The organism is Sphingomonas sp. 77B (assembly GCF_056497825.1).
This window is the reverse complement of record NZ_JBWMBY010000001.1, coordinates 1,599,947-1,617,877: the sequence shown is the minus strand read 5'-3', so window position 1 is coordinate 1,617,877 and position 17,931 is coordinate 1,599,947. Positions and strand designations below refer to the sequence as shown.

Annotated in this window: 18 protein-coding genes; 10 read left to right on the top strand and 8 right to left on the bottom strand. The window is 67.0% G+C overall.

Features of this window, described 5'->3' with window-relative positions:
• Window positions 1-62 precede the first annotated feature (62 nt).
• Window positions 63-1,526 (bottom strand): sensor domain-containing diguanylate cyclase, encoded by a 1,464-nt coding sequence (locus AC1GI4_RS07500; protein ID WP_479629117.1) that lies wholly within the window; start codon window positions 1,524-1,526, stop codon window positions 63-65.
• A 352-nt stretch (window positions 1,527-1,878) separates the two neighbouring features.
• Here AC1GI4_RS07500 and AC1GI4_RS07495 point away from each other — a divergent pair, with 352 nt between their 5' ends.
• The 10 genes from AC1GI4_RS07495 (at window position 1,879) to AC1GI4_RS07450 (ending at window position 11,071) form a co-directional block, all read left to right on the top strand.
• Complete coding sequence (locus tag AC1GI4_RS07495) at window positions 1,879-2,571, top strand: response regulator transcription factor (RefSeq protein WP_056431327.1); 693 nt, start codon at window positions 1,879-1,881, stop codon at window positions 2,569-2,571.
• Window positions 2,568-3,923, top strand: coding sequence for a sensor histidine kinase (locus tag AC1GI4_RS07490; protein ID WP_479629116.1), 1,356 nt, complete (start codon window positions 2,568-2,570; stop codon window positions 3,921-3,923). The genes AC1GI4_RS07495 and AC1GI4_RS07490 overlap by 4 nt, the downstream gene beginning before the upstream one ends.
• A 166-nt stretch (window positions 3,924-4,089) precedes the next feature.
• Entirely contained in the window at window positions 4,090-4,338 is a 249-nt protein-coding gene (locus tag AC1GI4_RS07485; RefSeq protein ID WP_294274251.1) for a hypothetical protein, read from the top strand.
• Between the two features lie 158 nt (window positions 4,339-4,496).
• Window positions 4,497-4,865 (top strand): 30S ribosomal protein S13, encoded by a 369-nt coding sequence (gene rpsM / locus AC1GI4_RS07480; RefSeq protein ID WP_183952705.1) that lies wholly within the window; start codon window positions 4,497-4,499, stop codon window positions 4,863-4,865.
• A 106-nt stretch (window positions 4,866-4,971) separates the two neighbouring features.
• Entirely contained in the window at window positions 4,972-5,361 is a 390-nt protein-coding gene (gene rpsK, locus AC1GI4_RS07475; protein WP_042486392.1) for a 30S ribosomal protein S11, read from the top strand.
• Between the two features lie 88 nt (window positions 5,362-5,449).
• On the top strand, window positions 5,450-6,514 hold the full coding sequence (locus AC1GI4_RS07470) for a DNA-directed RNA polymerase subunit alpha (RefSeq protein WP_294274245.1): 1,065 nt from the start codon (window positions 5,450-5,452) through the stop codon (window positions 6,512-6,514).
• A 260-nt stretch (window positions 6,515-6,774) separates the two neighbouring features.
• Window positions 6,775-7,197: a 50S ribosomal protein L17 gene (gene rplQ, locus AC1GI4_RS07465; protein WP_294274241.1), complete on the top strand. Its 423-nt coding sequence runs from the start codon at window positions 6,775-6,777 to the stop codon at window positions 7,195-7,197.
• A gap of 248 nt (window positions 7,198-7,445) precedes the next feature.
• Entirely contained in the window at window positions 7,446-7,994 is a 549-nt protein-coding gene (locus AC1GI4_RS07460) for a hypothetical protein (RefSeq protein ID WP_479629115.1), read from the top strand.
• 32 nt (window positions 7,995-8,026) lie between these two features.
• Window positions 8,027-9,580 carry a glutamine-hydrolyzing GMP synthase gene (gene guaA, locus AC1GI4_RS07455; protein ID WP_479629113.1) on the top strand — a complete coding sequence of 518 codons (1,554 nt, stop codon included), beginning with the start codon at window positions 8,027-8,029 and terminating at the stop codon, window positions 9,578-9,580.
• 228 nt (window positions 9,581-9,808) lie between these two features.
• Window positions 9,809-11,071 (top strand): spinster family MFS transporter, encoded by a 1,263-nt coding sequence (locus tag AC1GI4_RS07450; RefSeq protein ID WP_479629112.1) that lies wholly within the window; start codon window positions 9,809-9,811, stop codon window positions 11,069-11,071.
• Here AC1GI4_RS07450 and AC1GI4_RS07445 read toward each other — a convergent pair.
• The 7 genes from AC1GI4_RS07445 to AC1GI4_RS07415 are packed head-to-tail and all read right to left on the bottom strand — an operon-like array spanning window position 11,055 to window position 17,735.
• Window positions 11,055-11,882: an undecaprenyl-diphosphate phosphatase gene (locus AC1GI4_RS07445; protein ID WP_433909816.1), complete on the bottom strand. Its 828-nt coding sequence runs from the start codon at window positions 11,880-11,882 to the stop codon at window positions 11,055-11,057. The genes AC1GI4_RS07450 and AC1GI4_RS07445 overlap by 17 nt on opposite strands.
• Window positions 11,879-12,313, bottom strand: coding sequence for a Na+/H+ antiporter subunit G (locus tag AC1GI4_RS07440; protein ID WP_294274231.1), 435 nt, complete (start codon window positions 12,311-12,313; stop codon window positions 11,879-11,881). The genes AC1GI4_RS07445 and AC1GI4_RS07440 overlap by 4 nt, the downstream gene beginning before the upstream one ends.
• A complete protein-coding gene (locus AC1GI4_RS07435) occupies window positions 12,310-12,579 on the bottom strand; it encodes a K+/H+ antiporter subunit F (RefSeq protein WP_294274228.1) in 270 nt (89 codons plus the stop codon). Before AC1GI4_RS07435 ends, AC1GI4_RS07440 begins: the two co-directional genes overlap by 4 nt.
• Entirely contained in the window at window positions 12,576-13,064 is a 489-nt protein-coding gene (locus AC1GI4_RS07430; protein WP_294274225.1) for a Na+/H+ antiporter subunit E, read from the bottom strand. The genes AC1GI4_RS07435 and AC1GI4_RS07430 overlap by 4 nt, the downstream gene beginning before the upstream one ends.
• A complete protein-coding gene (locus AC1GI4_RS07425) occupies window positions 13,061-14,584 on the bottom strand; it encodes a monovalent cation/H+ antiporter subunit D (protein ID WP_479629111.1) in 1,524 nt (507 codons plus the stop codon). The genes AC1GI4_RS07430 and AC1GI4_RS07425 overlap by 4 nt, the downstream gene beginning before the upstream one ends.
• Window positions 14,581-14,928, bottom strand: a complete 348-nt coding sequence (locus AC1GI4_RS07420) for a Na+/H+ antiporter subunit C (RefSeq protein WP_479629110.1) — start codon at window positions 14,926-14,928, stop codon at window positions 14,581-14,583. Before AC1GI4_RS07420 ends, AC1GI4_RS07425 begins: the two co-directional genes overlap by 4 nt.
• Window positions 14,925-17,735, bottom strand: coding sequence for a monovalent cation/H+ antiporter subunit A (locus tag AC1GI4_RS07415; RefSeq protein WP_479629109.1), 2,811 nt, complete (start codon window positions 17,733-17,735; stop codon window positions 14,925-14,927). The genes AC1GI4_RS07420 and AC1GI4_RS07415 overlap by 4 nt, the downstream gene beginning before the upstream one ends.
• Window positions 17,736-17,931: the final 196 nt, after the last annotated feature.

Genomic DNA, 17,931 nt, shown 5'->3' with positions numbered 1-17,931 from the left:
AGAGGATCGCGCCGTGACACGGCCCGGTTGAACGCAGGCTGAAGATCGAAACGGTAGCGTTCCTAACCCGGGCGGCGCCGGTCGCCGCGTCGTCGCTCGCCGACCCGGCTCCGCTTGGCGCTGTACAGGCGGCTGTCGGCATGATGCATGAAATCGCGAATGGTGTGGCAATCCTCGGGGCGCAGCGTCACGCAGACGGTCCCCGCACAGCTCATGGTGATCGTATCGATCGTGATCGAGATGGTCAGCAGATTCTCGATCCGCACGCGAAGCGCCTCGGTATCGGTGAGCAGCGCCTCGTCGCGGACGATCACCCCGAACTCGTCCCCGCCCAGCCGCGCGACGAAGCTGTCGTTCAACAGATCCGACCGCAGGCGCTGGCCGACGATGCGCAGCACCTCGTCACCCGCCGGATGGCCCAGCGTGTCGTTGATAAGCTTGAAACCATCCAGGTCGATCAGGGCCAATGCCAGCGGCGTGCCGTTGGCGGCGGACTCCGCGATGGCCGCCTCCAGCGTCCGGTCGAACGCGGCACGGTTGGACAAGAGGGTCAGCGCGTCGGTATCGGCATTGCGACGCAGCTGGGTCTCCAGCGCGTGGCGCTCGGTCACGTCCTGGAACATGCCGACCAGTCCATGCGGCTCACCGTCCAGCATCTCGCGCTCGCCCATCACGCGGACCCGTCGCTTGCGGCCCAAGGCGGTGATGAAGTCCAGTTCGATATCGAACGGGTCGCCGGTGCGTATCGTCTGCGCCATCGTCTTGCGCAGCACTTCGCGCGCGTCGGGGGGGTAGTAGGACAGGCCCTGGTCGATGGTGAATTTCCGACCCGCGGGAAGCTCGTGGATGCGGTACACGCCTTCGGACCACATGGGCTGTCCATCGGCGAGGGTGATCCGCCATGACCCGATCATCGCCAGCCGCTCGACCTGGCGAACGGTGCGGTCCTTGGCGCGCAGATCGGCCGCCTGGCGTTCGCTGAGTTCGGCCATGGTGGTGGCCCGCTTGGCGATGGCACGCGCGGCGATCAGCGCCTCGGCCAGTCGCGCCAGATGGCGCAGAGTCTGCTCGCCCGCCGGGCTCAACGACCGGGGCGAGGCGTCCATCACGCAGAGCGAGCCGATCGCCTGCGGCGCGCCGTTCAGGTCGGGGACCCGGATCGGCATCCCGGCATAGAAGCGCGTGCCCGGATCGCTCATGACGAAGGGATTGACCGCGAAACGCGGGTCGGAACTGAGGTCGGGCACGACCATCACGTCGCTCGACTGGATGGTATGGTCGCAAAAGGCGATTTCTCGCGGCATCTGCCGGGGCAGGGGGCCGACCGCTGCCTTGACCCAGAACCGATCGCGATCCGCCAGCGTCAGCGCCGCGACCGGACAGCCCAGCATATCGGCCGCTAGTGAGACGAGCGCATCGAACTCCGCCTCCGGCTCGCTGTCGAGCAGCGCATGCGCCTGAAGCGTGGCGAGGCGGCGTTCCTCGTCGAACGGCGCGGGGATGGCAAGGGGGGCTTCCATCGTCATGTGCGAACCATAGCGGAAAGAGTTGTCGGAATCTTAAAAAAGGCCAGAAGCATAAGAATTTATGTGGCTTTTTGTTCGTTCGAAAATACAGAACGCGATCGGCCGAAGGGGGTTCGGGATGGATGACGCATTTGTCACATTATGGTCACCCCAGGGTATCCCCCCGCGCTGTAGCCCTTGGGCCACAGAGTTCGTAGAGCTCGGCGCCCGACACTCCCGGGGGTGCCGTCGAGGCCGGCGGAGACACGCTTTCCGCCGGCCTCTTGTTGGCGGCAGCAGCGGTGGTCCGGGATGGAGCGACCCGGACATGACGCAATGATGAAAGTCGCCCAATGACGGAGCAGACGAACCGATGAGCCGCAAAATCCTGATCGTCGAAGATGACGCCTCGACCGCCGCCTATGTGGCGAAGGGTCTGGCGGAGGCGGGTTATGCCGTCGAGCAGTGCGGGGACGGTCGCGACGGCCTGTTCCTGGCGAGCGAGGGTATATTCGACCTCATCATCGCCGACCGGATGCTGCCGCGCCTGGACGGGCTGGCGATGGTCAGCGCGATCCGCGCGGCGGGCATCTCGACCCCGGTGCTGGTCCTTTCGGCGCTGGCGACGGTCGACGACCGGGTCGACGGGCTGAAGGCGGGCGCGGACGATTATCTATGCAAGCCCTTCTCCTTTGCCGAGCTGTCGGCGCGGATCGAGGCGCTGGTCCGCCGATCCGACCGCGCCGCGTCCGAACCGACCCGTACCAAACTGAGCGTCGGCGATCTCGAGATCGATCTGCTGGCGCGCACGGTCACGCGCGCGGGCAAGATCATCCCGGTCGGCGCGCGTGAGTTCAACCTGCTGGAATTCCTGGCGCGCCATGCCGGTCAGGTCGTGACCCGCACGATGATGCTGGAGAAGATCTGGAACTATCATTTCGATCCAGGCTCCAACGTGGTCGACGTCCATATCGGCCGTCTGCGCCGCAAGCTGGAGGAAGGGTTCGGCAGTCCGATCCTGCATACCGTGCGCGGCGCTGGCTATAGGCTGGCCGTCGAAGGGTGAAGCCGCGGCTGACGATCTCGGCGCGGATCGCGCTGCTGTCGATCGCTCTTGCGCTGGTTTCGAACCTGGCGCTGGTCGGCTTCATCTGGAAGCAGACGAGCGCCGATGCGGTGGCCGCGCTTCACCGCGAGATCGTCGAACAGGCCGATGCGTTGAGGGCGGTCTGGCGGACGGGCGCGCTGCCTGCGCTGGCCGATGCGATCAAGGAAGCGCGCGAGCCGGGCGACGTGTCGCTGGTCCTTGCCATCTTCGATCCGCAGGGGCACCGGATCGCGGGCTATGCGCCGCGCCATCTGGCGGTGCCGCTGGCCGATACGCCGTTCCGTATCGCGATGCTGGGGCGCGACGGTGTCTGGGCCTCGCGCGAGGCGGGCTATACGCTGCACCCGATCGGCAATGACTGGCTGCTGGTCGGGCGGCCTCTCGACCTGATCGAGGCGCAGCAGGTCGCGATCGAGCGGGCGCTGGCGCTGGCGGTGTTCCTGTCGCTGATGCTGGGGGCGGGCACCGGGCTCGTGCTGGCGCGCTATGTCGCGGGACGGCTCAACAGCATCGTCTCGGTGATCGACGCGGCAGGCGAGGGGGACCTTTCGCGCCGCGTGTCGCTGGTCCGCTCGGGCAGCGACGAGGGCGATGCCTTCGACCGGCTGGCCGAGCGGCTGAACGCGATGCTGGGCAAGATCGAACAGCTGATGGCCGAGCTGCGCGTCGTCACCGACAGTCTGGCGCACGATCTGCGCTCGCCGCTCGCCCGGCTGCGCACCAAGACCGAACAGGCGGTGCTGATCGCCGATCCGACGCAGCGCGAGGCGGCGCTGGGCGGCCTGCTGGTCGAGACCGACCTCATCATGCGGATGCTGACCATGGTGATCGAGATCAGCCGATCCGAGTCCGTCACGCGCGACCGCTTCACCCTGGCCTCGCCGGTGGAGTTGGTCGAGGAGATCGGTGAACTCTATGCGCCGGTGGCCGAGGATGCGGGCCTGCGCTTCCTGATCGAGGTGGAGGCCCGCCCCGCGCCGCTGCCGCTGCACCGCGAGCTGATGAGCCAGGCGCTGTCCAACCTGATCGACAATGCCCTGAAGCATGGCGCATCGGGCGGGCAGGTGACGCTCAGGCTGCGCGAGGATGTGGGCGGCATCGTCTTTCAGGTCGAGGATCACGGCCCCGGCATCGCCGAGGCGGATCGGGCGCAGGCTCTGAAGCGGTTCGGACGGCTCGACACCGCGCGGACCACGCCGGGCGCGGGGCTGGGCATGGCGCTGATCGAGGCGGTAGCGCGGCTGCACGGCGGCCGGTTCGAACTGGGCGACAACGCGCCGGGGCTGGTTGCGAGGTTGGTGATTCCCTGATCCTCCCCGGTACGGGAAGGGGGACCATGCGAAGCATGGTGGAGGGGGCGTTCCGCCGGGGATGTCCTATGAGGAAGCCCCCCTCCGTCAGGCTGCGCCTGCCACCTCCCCGTGCCGGGGAGGATCGCACTTGCCCCGTCGCCTCAGCGCTTTACACCGCCGCATCATGGACACGCTTTCCCTGTTCGGCCTGCTCGCCGTTTCCTTCACCCTGGTCTGCTACGCGATGGAATCGGGATCGCACTGGTGGACGCTCGGCTTCTGTCTGGGCTGTGTCGCGGGATCGGCCTATGGCTTTCTTCAGGGGGCATGGCCGTTCGGCGTGGTGGAGATCGTGTGGGCCATCGTCTCCTTTCGCCGCTGGCTGACGCTCAAGCGCCTTCAGTCGACGAAGTTTGTGGAACCGATCGCTTGACAGGGTGTTGCGCGCGGCTTAACTGACCGTCCTTCCAACACCATCGGTTGAACGACGCGCGACCTGCGTGCGTCGCGCTTCCGCGTGGCGGAGCCATCGCGTTGAGATGGAGCATGTGCGGCCATGCCATGCTTCGTGGAGCTAGGAGAACAAATTTCATGGCACGTATCGCGGGTGTTAACCTCCCGACCAACAAGCGCGTAATCATCGCGCTGACCTATATCCACGGCATCGGCCCGGCCAAGGCGAAGCAGATCTCCGCCAAGCTGAACATCGCCGAGGATCGCCGCGTCCAGGACCTGTCGGATCAGGAAGTGCTCCAGATCCGCGAGACCATCGACGCCGATCACACGGTGGAAGGCGATCTGCGTCGCGAAACCGCGATGAACATCAAGCGCCTGATGGACCTGGCCTGCTATCGCGGCCTGCGTCACCGCAAGGGTCTGCCGGTTCGCGGCCAGCGCACGCACACCAATGCGCGCACCCGCAAGGGCAAGGCTAAGCCGATCGCGGGCAAGAAGAAGTAAGAATTTCGTCCGGGGGACGAAATTCACTTCTTCGCCGCCGGAGGGCGGCGCGAGGCAGACTGCTTCCCGCTCTCCGCATCAGAGATACAGGTCAGGATAGAATATAATGGCACGTGAACCGCAGCGCATTCGCCGTCGCGAGCGCAAGAACATCACCGCGGGCGTCGCGCATGTGAACGCCAGCTTCAACAACACCATGATCACCATCACCGACGCGCAGGGCAACGCCATTTCGTGGTCGTCGGCCGGCATGATGGGCTTCAAGGGTTCGCGCAAGTCGACCCCGTATGCGGCGCAGGTCGCAGCGGAAGACGCGGGCAAGAAGGCCGCCGAGCATGGCGTCCGCACCCTGGAAGTCGAAGTCAAGGGTCCGGGTTCGGGCCGCGAGTCGGCGCTGCGCGCGCTGCAGGCGGTCGGTTTCCAGATCTCCTCGATCCGTGACGTGACCTCGATCCCGCACAACGGCGTGCGGCCTTCCAAGCGTCGCCGCGTCTGATGCTTCCCATGGCCGGCTGACGAGTCGGCCATGCCTCTCTCCACGGCTGGAACCGTCCCCGTTCCGGCCCATAACTCAGGGGAACCACGTGTCTGTCAACGCAAAGAACTGGCAGGAACTGAAGAAGCCCAACGCGCTCGAAAAGAAGGGCGGCGATGGCAAGCGGAAGGCGACGTTCGTCGCCGAACCGCTGGAGCGTGGCTTCGGCCTGACGCTGGGCAACGCGCTTCGTCGCGTTCTCCTGTCGTCGCTCCAGGGCGCGGCGGTCACCTCGATCAAGATCGAGAACGTGCTGCACGAGTTCTCGTCGCTCGCCGGTGTGCGTGAAGACGTCACCGACATCGTGCTGAACGTCAAGCAGCTCGCGATCCGCATGCAGGGCGAAGGCCCCAAGCGGCTCCAGCTGTCGGCGACCGGCCCCACCACCGTCAAGGCAGGCGACATCGCCGTGTCCGGCGACATCGAGGTCATGAACAAGGACCTGGTGATCTGCCATCTCGACGAAGGCGCGACGTTCAACATGGAACTGACCGCCGACATCGGGAAGGGCTATGTCCCCGCCGCGTCGAACCGTCCGGCCGATGCGCCGATCGGTCTGATCCCGGTCGATGCGCTCTACTCGCCCGTGCGCCAGGTGTCGTACAAGGTCGATCCGACCCGCGTCGGTCAGGACCTGGACTATGACAAGCTGACGCTTTCGGTCGAGACCGACGGCACCGTCACCCCGGAAGACGCCGTGGCCTATGCCGCGCGTATCCTCCAGGACCAGTTGGCGCTGTTCGTGCACTTCGACGACTCGGCGCTCACCCGCGCGGCCCCCGTGGGCCAGGCGGCGGTTCCGGCCGCTGGCGGCGAGCCGCAGAGCGACGCGCAGCAGATCAACCGTTACCTTCTCAAGAAGGTCGACGAGCTGGAACTGTCGGTGCGTTCGGCGAACTGCCTCAAGAACGACAACATCATCTATATCGGCGATCTGGTCGGCAAGACCGAAGCCGAGATGCTGCGCACCCCGAATTTCGGTCGCAAGTCGCTGAACGAGATCAAGGAAGTGCTGTCGTCCATGGGTCTGCGCCTGGGCATGGAAATCCCCGGCTGGCCGCCCGAGAATATCGAGGAAATGGCCAAGAAGCTGGAACAGGAGATCATGGGCTGATTTCGCACCGGCGCAAGAAATTGCGCCGGAGACGAAAACAGCCCGGCCGGCGGGTCGCCCACGGGCGACCCGTTCGACGTCAGGATCGCGGCTTTGCCGTGATCCGGTCCTTCGGCCCGGCTCCTCCACCATCGCTTCGCGACGGTCCCCCTCCCCATCGGTGATGGGGAGGATCTTAGATAGGCGAAGGTAGCGGCCTCTAACGGCTACCGGCTCTGGGGTTCCGTGACACGGCCCCTTAACGAACGAAGGAACTACCCATGCGTCATCGCGTCGGCGGCCGTAAGCTGCAGCGTACCTCGGCTCATCGTATTGCGCTTTTCCGCAACATGTCGGCCGCGCTCATCAAGCATGAGCAGATCACCACCACCGTCGCCAAGGCGAAGGAACTGCGTCCCTATGTCGAAAAGCTGGTGACGCTGGCCAAGAAGGGCGGCCTGTCGAACCGTCGTCTGGCCCATGCCCGTCTGCTCGACGACGCGCAGCTGGTGAAGCTGTTCGACGTTCTGGCGTCGCGCTATGCCGACCGTAACGGTGGTTACACCCGCATCATCAAGGCTGGCATCCGCGCGTCGGACGCCTCGCCGATGGCGATCATCGAGTTCGTCGACCGCGACGTCTCGGCGAAGGGCCAGGATTCGGGTCCGGTCATGACCGAGGAAGATTTCGACGAAGCCGCGTAATCAGCGCGCTTCTCGAAGACCTTCGAGAGAAGGGCCGCTCCAGCGATGGGGCGGCCCTTTTTCGTTTTTCTCCCCCTCCCGCAGGCGGGAGGGGGTTGGGGGGAGGGCAGGGCGTCTCACCGAGACCATCGCTTGCGGCTTTCCCTCCCCCATCCCCTCCCGCTTGCGGGAGGGGCGCGCCAAGGACGGCCGTTCAGCTTTCGGAAAGCTGGTCGGGCTTCCTCTCTTTTCAACAGGGGGAGAGAAACATGAGCAAAGCCTGCATCGCGGTGTGTCTCGCGTCGATCGCGTCGCTGTCCGGCTGTTCCACACCCGATAGGGACTGGAACAAGGGCATCGCCACGCCGAGCGCGACCCAGCTTCATTATCAACGCGAACAGGCCAGAACGGACGCGGGTGGCGTAGCGGCGGTCGTCGCGGCCGCCATCGGGTTGCAGGCTGCAGGCTACGACCCGAGCCGCCCGAAACCGGCAGAGCCTCCCGCCGCCGACCCCCTCGCCCCGGTGCGTGGCGGGGAAACGCCAGCGGTTTTCCGCGCCGATATCGATCAGGAAGCAGCCACCCGCGCCTGCAAGCTGGCGACCGAGGACGAAGCCCGGCGGCAATACCCCCATGCGCTGCTCGAAGCCGTGGACGCGGTCGATCCGCTGGGGGATGGCTTGCTGGTGCGCGGGACGGTTCGGCTGCGGGCGAAGAAAAGCGATCCCGGCGAACTGCGCCGTTTTCGCTGTCGTGTCGACACGCAGGCGGTTCGCATGGTCGCGATCGACGCGGCGGAAACACGTCCGCCCCGGTAGCTTTTCTGAAACGACATCGCTATCGGGTCGCCATGGAGCACCCGGACAGCATCCTCATCGTCGATTTCGGCAGCCAGGTCACCCAGCTCATCGCGCGTCGCGTGCGCGAGGCGGGGGTCTATAGCGAGATCGTGCCCTTCCAATCCGCCGCCGAGGCCTTTGCGCGGATCAATCCCGCTGCGGTCATCCTGTCGGGCGGCCCCGCCTCTGTGGTGGACGAGAACAGCCCGCGTATCCCGCAGGCGATCCTCGACAGCGGCCTGCCGATGCTGGGCATCTGCTATGGCCAGCAGGCGCTGACCCATCAGCTGGGCGGCAAGGTCGAGAAGGGCGACAGCGGCGAGTTCGGCGAGGCCTTCATCACCGTCGAGGGCGAATGCACCCTGTTCGACGGGCTGTGGAAGACCGGCGAGCGGCATCAGGTGTGGATGAGCCATGGCGACAAGGTGACCGCGCTCGCCCCCGGCTTCCAGGTCGTCGCGACCAGCCCCGGCGCGCCCTACGCGATCATCGCCAACGAGGAACGCCGCATCTATGCGATGCAGTTCCACCCGGAGGTCGTGCACACGCCCGACGGCGCCGGGCTGATCGCCAATTTCGTCCGCCACGTCGCGGGGCTTTCGGGCGACTGGACGATGGCCGAGTTCCGCGCCGCCAAGATCGCCGAAATCCGCGAGCAGGTCGGCAGTGGCAAGGTGATCTGCGGCCTGTCGGGCGGCGTCGACTCGTCGGTCGCAGCCCTTCTGATCCATGAGGCGATCGGCGACCAGCTGACCTGCGTGTTCGTCGATGGCGGCATCCTGCGCCAGGGAGAGGCCGAGCAGGTCGTCAGCCTGTTCCGCGGCCACTACAACATCCCGCTCGTCCATGTGGACGCGCAGGACCTGTTCATGGACGGTCTGGCGGGCGTCACCGACCCCGAGGCCAAGCGCAAGTTCATCGGCAAGACCTTCATCGACGTGTTCGAGGCCGAGGCCAAGAAGATCGGCGGGGCCGAATTCCTGGCGCAGGGCACGCTCTATCCGGACGTGATCGAGAGCGTCAGCTTCACCGGCGGCCCGTCGGTGACGATCAAGAGCCACCACAATGTCGGTGGGCTCCCCGAGCGCATGAACATGAAGCTCGTCGAGCCGCTGCGCGAGCTGTTCAAGGACGAGGTTCGCGTGTTGGGTCGTGAGCTGGGCCTGCCGGATGTGTTCGTCGGTCGCCATCCGTTCCCCGGACCCGGCCTGGCGATCCGCATCCCCGGCGAAGTGACGCGCGAGCGTTGCGACATCCTGCGCAAGGCGGACGCCATCTACCTCGAAGAAATTCGCAAGGCGGGTCTGTACGACGCGATCTGGCAGGCCTTTGCGGTGCTGCTGCCGGTGCGCTCGGTCGGCGTGATGGGCGATGGCCGCACGTACGACTCAGTGCTGGCGCTGCGTGCGGTGACCTCGGTCGACGGGATGACCGCGCAAGCCTTCGACTTCCCCGGCGACTTCCTGCCGCGCGTGACGACCCGCATCATCAACGAGGTGAAGGGCATCAACCGCGTCGTGTACGACTACACCAGCAAGCCGCCCGGCACGATCGAGTGGGAATGACCAAGGCTCGCGGCCCCGCGGGGCGGGGCTGCGGCTTGGTTATTCGGTGCCGCCAGGCACCGCTGACATAGAGGGTGTTTTATCCTCCCCTGTAAGGGGAGGTGGCAGGGCGAAGCCCTGACGGAGGGGTGTCCCGGCTGGCGAAGTCGGGCTTCATGATCGGGCGGGGACACCCCTCCACCATGCTGCGCATGGTCCCCCTCCCCTGCAAGGGGAGGAATTTGGTTTATGGCGATGAAAACCCAATCCACCCGCCCCCGGCTGGTGCTGGCGATGCTGCTCGTCGTCTACATCTTCAACTTCGTCGACCGCCAGATCCTGGCGATCCTCGCCGCGCCGATCCAGCAGGAACTGGGGCTGAGCGACCGGCAATTGGGATTGCTCGGCGGGATCGCCTTCGCGCTGCTCTATTCGACGCTTGGCGTGCCGCTGGCGTGGCTGGCCGACCGGACGAGCCGGAGCTGGGTCGTTACCGGCTCGCTCGTGCTGTGGAGCGGCTTTACCGCGCTGTGCGGGCTTGCGACGGGTTTCTGGCAGATATTTCTGGCGCGGCTGGGCGTCGGGATCGGGGAGGCGGGGGGCGTCGCGCCCTCCTATGCGATCATCAGCGAGCATTTCCCGCCGCGCCGCCGCGCGCTGGCGCTGTCCCTCTATTCGCTGGGCATCCCGCTGGGTTCGGCGGCCGGAGTGCTGGCGGGCGGCTATATCGCCGCGCGCGTAAACTGGCGCGTGGCCTTCATGGTGGTCGGGCTGGCCGGAATACTGGTCGCGCCGCTGGTCCGCCGGATCGTCCGCGACGGGCCGAAGGCGACTCCGGCCGCGAGCAACTCCGCTTTCGCTACGGTCGCGCGCACGCTGGTGGGCAAGCCGTCCTTCTGGCTGTTATCCTTCGGTGCGGCGAGCGGGTCGATGATCGGCTATGGCCTGGCCTTCTGGTTGCCCAGCCTGATGCGGCGCAGCTTCGGGCTGGACCTGATCGCGACCTCGCATTTCTTGGCAGGTCTGCTGCTGGTTGGGGGTGTCGGCGGCATATTGGCGGGCGGCTGGCTGGCGGATCGGCTGGGCGCGCGGGACCGGGCGTGGTTCGGCTATGTCCCGGCCATCGCCTATCTGGTCAGCATTCCGCTGTTCGCGGGCGGCATCCATGGCGGGGACGTGCGCATCGCCTTTGCGCTGTTCCTGCTGCCCCAGGCGCTGTCCTATGCCTGGCTGGGGCCGGTGCTGTCGGCGGTGCAGCATCTGGTCGAGCCGCCTGAGCGCGCGACCGCGGCTGCCCTGTTCCTGCTCGTCAACAATCTGATCGGGCTGGGCGGCGGCATCTATGCACTGGGCGCGCTGTCCGATGCACTGACGCCGCTCTATGGGACGGACGCGCTGCGTTATGCGATGCTGGCCGGGCTGGGGCTTTACGCGGTCGCGGCGCTGCTGGTCGGGCTGGCGGGCCCGCATCTGCGCCGCGACTGGGTGGATCGGCCTAGCGCGCCGGAATGACGTTCAGGGCGAGCAGCGCAAACACCGCCGCACCTGCCACGATGCGATAGATCACGAAGGGCCAATAGCCGCGAGTCGATACCAGCCGCAGGAAGACGACGATCACCCCGTATCCGCTGGCAAAGGCAACAAGCGTGGCGAGCAGGGTCGGCCCCGGGCCGAACGCCCCGAACCGCCCCCAGCTATCGGCCAACTCGAAAAGGCCCGACGCCAGCACCGCCGGGATCGCCAGCAGGAAGGAGTAACGCGCCGCCGCCTCGCGGGTATAGCCGAGCAACAGCCCCGCGCTGATCGTCCCGCCGGATCGCGACACGCCGGGGACCAGCGCCATCGCCTGCGCAAAGCCCAGGATCAGTCCGTCGCGCCATCCCAGCCGCTCCAGCGGCTTGCGCTTGGCGCCCAGCCGATCCGCTGCACCCAGCACCAGGGCAAAGACGATCAGCATCGTCGCGGTGATGCGCAGGTCGCGCAGATCGCCTTCGATCTGATGCTTGAACGCCAGGCCCAGGATCGCGATCGGCAAAGTGCCCAAGATCACCAGCCACCCCATACGCGCATCGGGCGACAGGGTGGCGGGGCGGCGGATCACCGCGCCGAGCCACGCCATCGCGATGCGCCATATGTCCTTGCGGAAATAGAGCAGCACCGCCGCTTCGGTGCCGATCTGGGTGATGGCGGTGAAGGCCGCGCCCGGATCGCTGCCGGAGGGCAACAGGCTGCCCGCGATACGGAGATGCGCGCTCGACGATACCGGCAGGAACTCGGTGATACCCTGCAACAGCCCTAGGAACAGGGCTTCCAACCAAATCATTCTGAATTGCGACCTTTGTCTGTCGGGGAGGGGGCGTCGCGCGGGGCCTGAAAGGTGGCCCAGTCGCCCGCCTCGTTCGGCCGGGGCGGGGGCCCGGCGATGCCCTCGGGCTCTTGCGCGGGGCGGGTGCGTGCGCGGTGGAGATGGACCTTGGCGATCATATTGGCCGAGATCGGCGCGGTGATGAACAGGAAGAGCGAGATCAGCAGCTCATGCGCGGTCCAGATGCCAAGCCGTGCCTGGAAATAGACGACCGAGGCGAGCAGCAGCGCGCCCAGCCCCAGGGTCGTCGCCTTGGTCGGCCCGTGCAGCCGCTCCATCGTGGAGGGCAGGCGGACCAGTCCCCAACTGCCGATCAGCGCGAAACCGCCGCCCAGCAGCAACAAGAGGGTAACGGCGATATCGGCGGCACTCTCTGCGATCGCGCTCATTCGACAATGTCCCCGCGCAGGATGAACTTGCAATAGGCGATGGTGCTGACGAACCCGACCATGGCGAGCAGCAGTGCGGCCTCGAAATAGGTGTCGTTGCCGCCGATCATGCCGATCAACACGATCAGGGCGATGGCGTTGATGACCATCGTGTCGAGCGCCATGATCCGGTCGCCCAGCGCAGGCCCGCGCAACAGCCGCCAGAGGTTCAGCAGCAGCGCCAGCGCGATACAGCCTGCCGCGATGTGGAGGGCAATGGCGATCATGCGAATATCCGTTGCAGCCGGGCTTCGTAGCGGGACTTGATCCGTGCGACCTCAGCGGCTTCGTCGGCGACGTCGAGCGCATGGACCAGCAGGTAGCGGCCATCCGCCGACACGTCGGACGATACGGTGCCGGGCGTCAGGCTGATCGTGCCGGCCAGCATCGTGATCGCCTCGGGCGTGGAGAGTTCGACCGGCACCACCAGCCAGCGCGCGCGCAAGTCCCGGTTGCGGCGGAACAGGATCAGCCCGGCGACCTGGAAATTGGCGACGACGATGTCGAAGATCACGATCGCCAGATAGCCGAGAAACGCGCCGCGGAAGCGCATCCGGGGGCGGTCGGGCCAGAAGGGCTCGGTGAATTTGGGCAGGATCAGTGCGAAGAGGCTGCCCAGTATGATGCCGCCGACGGTGATGCTGTTCGCCATCAGCAACCAGACGATCAGCAGCATCGCCGACAGCCCAGGATGGGGGAGCAGGCGCTTCATCCTTTCGCCCCCAGGATCGCGGCGACATAGTGGTAGGGGGCCATGACCTGCGCGGCGGTGGCGCGGGTCTGGGCCGTCACCCATCCGGCGGCGACGGTGAGCAGCACCAGCAGGGCGAGCAGCGAAACGGGGGCGATAAACTCGGCGCGCGAGCGGATGGTGCCGGCAATGGCGTCGGCCTCGGGCGGGGCGGCTTTCCAGAACAGCGTCGAGCCGGTGCGCGAGAAGCCGATCACGCCGATCCATGTGCTCGCCAGGATCGTCGCCCAGATCACCGGCCATCCCGGCGTGGCGAAGCTGGCGTCGAGGATCAGTAGCTTGCCGATGAACCCGGCGAGTGGCGGCAGCCCGACCGCCGCCACGGCCGCGACCAGATAGAGCAGCCCGGCCGCATCCTGTCCGGCAAAGCGCGGGCCGGGTACGATCGCATCGGCATATTGGCCGCGCCGCCGCATCGTCACGTCGGCGACCAGGAACAGCGCCGCTCCGGCCAGTACCGCCTGCACCATGTAATACAGCGCGGCGGCCAGCGTCGCCTCGCGCCACAGCGACACGGGCATCAGCAATGTGCCGGTCGAAGCCAGGACCGCAAACGCGGCCTGCTCGCGCATTCCGCGCGCCGCCAGCACGCCGACAAAGCCGAGCACCGCGCCCAGCATCGCGGCGGGCAGCAGCCAAGGCGCGGGCACCCATGCTGCCGCACCCGCCTGCGCGCCGAAGATCAGCGGCACGGTGCGGATCATCGCATAGACGCCGACCTTGGTCATGATCGCGAAGAGCGCAGCGACGACAGGCATCGTCGCGGCATAGGTGCGCGGCAACCAGAGATGGATCGGCACCACCGCCGCCTTCAGCGCGAACACCGCCATCAACAACAGTCCGGCGATGCGGAGCAGCCCCTGATCCTCCGCCCCCAGCCTGGCAACCTTTACCGCCAGATCCGCCATGTTGAGCGTCGACGTCAGGCCATAGAGCAGCCCCAGCGCAATCAGGAACAGCGCCGAGCCGACGATATTGACCACGACATAGGCAATGCCCGCCTTCAGCCGCAGCGCACCCTGGCCGTGCAGCATCAGGCCATAGGAGGCGATCAGTAGCACCTCGAAGAACACGAACAGGTTGAACAGGTCGCCGGTCAGGAACGCACCGTTCAATCCCATCAGCTGGAAGTGGAAGAGGGGGTGGAAATGCCAGCCCCTCCGATCCGCGCCGGTGATGACCGCATGGGCCAGCACCACGCTGCCCAGCACCGCCGACAGCAGCAGCATCGTCGCGGCAAGCCGGTCGAGCACCAGCACGATGCCGAACGGCGCGGGCCAGTCGCCCAGTGCGTAACTGCGGATCGCATCGTCCTGCGCCATCGCGAACAGGGCGATGGCCACGACCAGCATCGCGACGGCGCCGCCCAGCGACACGGCAAGGGCGGTGGTCCGGTGCCGCCGCATCAGCAGCATGGTGAGCGACGCGATGATCGCGGGGAACACGATCGGCGCGACCATCAGGTGATCGAGCGGCGTCATCGCCTGTCCTCCGGCTCGGCCAGGCCGTCGACCTGGTCCGATCCGCTTTCCAAAAAGCTGCGCAAGCTGAGGATGACGGTCAGCGCGGTCATGCCGAAGGTGATGACGATCGCGGTCAGGACCAGCGCCTGGGGCAGTGGATCGGCATGATCGGTCACGCCCATGGCCCAGAGCGGCGGCCGGTCGACGACCAGCCGCCCGATCGCGAACAGGAACAGGTTGACCGCATAGGACAACAGGGTCAGCCCGAGGACCACCTGAAAGGTCCGCCCCCGCAGCGCGAGATAGATGCCGCCCGCGACCAGCACGGCGATGGCGGAGGCGACCAGAAACTCCAGGCTCATGGCCGTTCCTCCCCTTCATGCTTGGCGGCGCGCTGCGCGACATGGGCGAGCTGCGCCAGCGCCATCAATACCGCGCCGACCACGACACAGGCGACGCCCAGGTCGAAGAGCATCGCGGTCGCCAGCTCGAACTCGCCGATCAGCGGCAGATGGACATGGGTGAAGCTGCTCGTCAGGAAGGGCGCGCCGAACAGCAGCGAGCCCAGCCCCGTCGCGGCGGCGATCAGCACACCCGTTCCGATCAGCTGATGCTCGCCGAACTTGCGGCGTGTGTCGGTCCAGTCGAACCCGGACGCCAGATATTGCAGCAGGATCGCGATCGAGAAGACGAGCGCGGCGATGAAGCCGCCGCCCGGCTGGTTATGCCCGCGCAGGAAGATGTAGAGCCCGACCAGGAGCGCCAGCGGCAGCAGCAGGCGCGTCGCCATCACGAACATCATCGGGTGCCGCTCGGGCGAGAAACGGTCCTGCGACCGCCATTCGCGCAATCGCCGCCCCGCCACGCCGCGCGCGGCGGGCTCCAGCAGCGCATAGAGGGTCAGACCCGCAATCCCCAGCACGGTGATCTCGCCTAGCGTGTCGAAGGCGCGGAAGTCGACCAGCGTGACGTTGACGACATTGGTGCCTCCGCCCCCCGAATAGCTATGGTCCCAGTGGAAGCGCGAAATGCCCAAACGCTCCGGCCGGGTCATGATCGTCCAGGCGAGCCAGCCGGTGCCGATCCCGCCCGCTATCGCGATCACGGCGTCGCGGACCCGGCGCGGCACGTCCGACAGGCGCGGCGGCTGGCCGGGCAGCAGGTGCAGCGCCAGCAGCATGAGGAGGATCGTCACCACCTCCACCGCGATCTGGGTGAGCGCGAGGTCGGGGGCGGAGAGGTGGATAAAGGCCAGCGCCATGACCAGCCCGATGACGCTGATGAAGACCAGCGCGAGATAGCGGCGCCGGTCGACCATGACGACCGCCGCCGTCGCGACGACCAGCGCCGCCCAGGCGACGATCGCGACCGGCGAGGCGGGCGTCGTCGCGCGCGATCCGGCGGCGATGCCGAACCGCCAGGCCGCTTCTCCGCCCAGCGCCAGTACGACGACGAACAGGACGACCAGATAGCGTTGCAGCGAAGCGGCATGGATGATGCCGGACAGGCGACGCAATCCGTCGACGGCGGTGGTCATCGCCCGGTCGAACAGGCGCTTGGCATCGGGCGAGGGCAGGCGCGCCGTCAGTGCCGCCACACTTCGGTAACGCCACAGGAGCAGGATCGCCGCCGCCACCGCCCCCAGGCTCATGAACAAGGCCGGGTTGAGGCCATGCCATAGCGCCAGATGCAGCTCCGGCCGGACGCCCCCGATCACCGCCGCGCTGGCCGCCGCAACCAGTGGTCCCGCCAAGGCCATAGGCAACAGTCCCAGCGCCAGGGCGAGCGCGACGAGGATCGCGGGTGGCCCGAGCAGCCATGCGCCCGGATCGTGCGGGGCGGCAACCTCGCCGGTGCGCCGCGCGCCGAAATGCAGCGCCACCGCATAGCGCAGCGAATAGGCCGCCGAGAGCATCGCCGCGATCGTCGCCAGCACCGGCACCAGCAGCACCTGCCCGCCCCACAGCGTATGCGCGCTCTGTTCGAGCATCATCTCCTTGGAGATGAACCCGCCGAGCGGCGGCAACCCCGCCATCGCGGCGGCGGCCAGCACGCCCAGCGTCGCGGTCAGCGGCATGATCGCGGCCAGCCCGCCCAGCCGCCTTATGTCGCGCGTGCCCGTCTCATGGTCGATGATCCCGGCATGCATGAACAGCGCCGCCTTGAACGCGGCATGGTTCAGGATGTGGAAGATCGCCGCCGTCACCGCCGCCCCCGTGCCGAAACCGAGCAGCATGACCATCAACCCCAGCTGGCTGATCGTCGAATAGGCCAGGATCGCCTTCAGGTCGTGGCGGAACAGCGCGACGCCCGCGCCGAAGACCATCGTCGCCAACCCGGCCGAGACGACGAGGAAGAACCAGAGCTCGGTCCCCGCGAGTACCGGCCATAGCCGGGCGAGCAGGAACACGCCCGCCTTCACCATCGTCGCCGAATGCAGATAGGCGCTGACCGGGGTCGGCGCGGCCATGGCGTGGGGTAGCCAGAAATGGAACGGGAACTGCGCCGACTTGGTGAACGCCCCCGCCAGCACCAGGATCAGGATCGTAGGGTAGAGCGGCGAGGCCTGGACCAGATCGACCCGCGACAGGATCGTCGCCAGATCGTAACTGCCCGCCGCCTTGCCCAGCAGGACGAGCCCCGCGATCAGCGCCAGCCCGCCACCGCCGGTGATGGTCAGCGCCATCCGCGCCCCCTGTCGTGCCTCCGCCTTGTCGCGCCAGAAGCCGATCAACAGGAAGGAGGACAGGCTCGTCAGCTCCCAGAAGACCAGCATCAACAGGATGTTGCCGGACACAGCGATGCCGACCATCGCCCCCTGGAACAGCATCAGAAAGGCCAGGAACCGCGCCGTCGGCTCGTCCTTGCCCAGATAGCCCTGCGCATAGATCACGACGAGCAGGCCGATGCCCAGGATCAGCCCGGCGAACAGCAGCGCCAGCGGATCGAGCCATAGAGCGAAGTCGAGACCAAGCGCCGGTATCCAGGCCAGCCGCACGCTCGGCGTGGTGCCGGACAGCACCGCGCCCGCCTGGGTCAGCAGTACCGCCAGACCGCCCGCGCTACCGGCACCGGCGATCAGTATATGGACGGCGCGTTGCGCCCGACGGGTCAGCATCAGCAGCACGACCGCCACGAACGGCAGAGCGATCAGGATCAGCAGCGCCACGGGAATTCCCCCTTGCCGATCGGAGGGGCATGGCGACGCGCGAGGGACATGGGAAGGGAATCGGGCAAGCCGATACTCCGGGCATAAAGGTTCGCCGCTGGCGGCCCGACCAACGAGAGACCCTGCCCGCGCCAGATTCCGCGAACACCCGCGTAATCTATGGCACAGGCAGGGGAAACTTCACAACCCGGCAAGG

Coding starts and splice junctions, on each gene's coding strand:
- rplQ (WP_294274241.1), top strand. CDS start 6,775: ATGCGTCATCGCGTCGGCGGCCGTAAGCTGCAGCGTACCTCGGCTCAT.
- AC1GI4_RS07495 (WP_056431327.1), top strand. CDS start 1,879: ATGAGCCGCAAAATCCTGATCGTCGAAGATGACGCCTCGACCGCCGCC.
- AC1GI4_RS07420 (WP_479629110.1), bottom strand. CDS start 14,928: ATGAGCCTGGAGTTTCTGGTCGCCTCCGCCATCGCCGTGCTGGTCGCG.
- rpsM (WP_183952705.1), top strand. CDS start 4,497: ATGGCACGTATCGCGGGTGTTAACCTCCCGACCAACAAGCGCGTAATC.
- AC1GI4_RS07460 (WP_479629115.1), top strand. CDS start 7,446: ATGAGCAAAGCCTGCATCGCGGTGTGTCTCGCGTCGATCGCGTCGCTG.
- AC1GI4_RS07435 (WP_294274228.1), bottom strand. CDS start 12,579: ATGATCGCCATTGCCCTCCACATCGCGGCAGGCTGTATCGCGCTGGCG.
- AC1GI4_RS07425 (WP_479629111.1), bottom strand. CDS start 14,584: ATGACGCCGCTCGATCACCTGATGGTCGCGCCGATCGTGTTCCCCGCG.
- AC1GI4_RS07485 (WP_294274251.1), top strand. CDS start 4,090: ATGGACACGCTTTCCCTGTTCGGCCTGCTCGCCGTTTCCTTCACCCTG.
- AC1GI4_RS07440 (WP_294274231.1), bottom strand. CDS start 12,313: ATGAGCGCGATCGCAGAGAGTGCCGCCGATATCGCCGTTACCCTCTTG.
- rpsK (WP_042486392.1), top strand. CDS start 4,972: ATGGCACGTGAACCGCAGCGCATTCGCCGTCGCGAGCGCAAGAACATC.
- guaA (WP_479629113.1), top strand. CDS start 8,027: ATGGAGCACCCGGACAGCATCCTCATCGTCGATTTCGGCAGCCAGGTC.
- AC1GI4_RS07500 (WP_479629117.1), bottom strand. CDS start 1,526: ATGACGATGGAAGCCCCCCTTGCCATCCCCGCGCCGTTCGACGAGGAA.
- AC1GI4_RS07430 (WP_294274225.1), bottom strand. CDS start 13,064: ATGAAGCGCCTGCTCCCCCATCCTGGGCTGTCGGCGATGCTGCTGATC.
- AC1GI4_RS07450 (WP_479629112.1), top strand. CDS start 9,809: ATGGCGATGAAAACCCAATCCACCCGCCCCCGGCTGGTGCTGGCGATG.
- AC1GI4_RS07445 (WP_433909816.1), bottom strand. CDS start 11,882: ATGATTTGGTTGGAAGCCCTGTTCCTAGGGCTGTTGCAGGGTATCACC.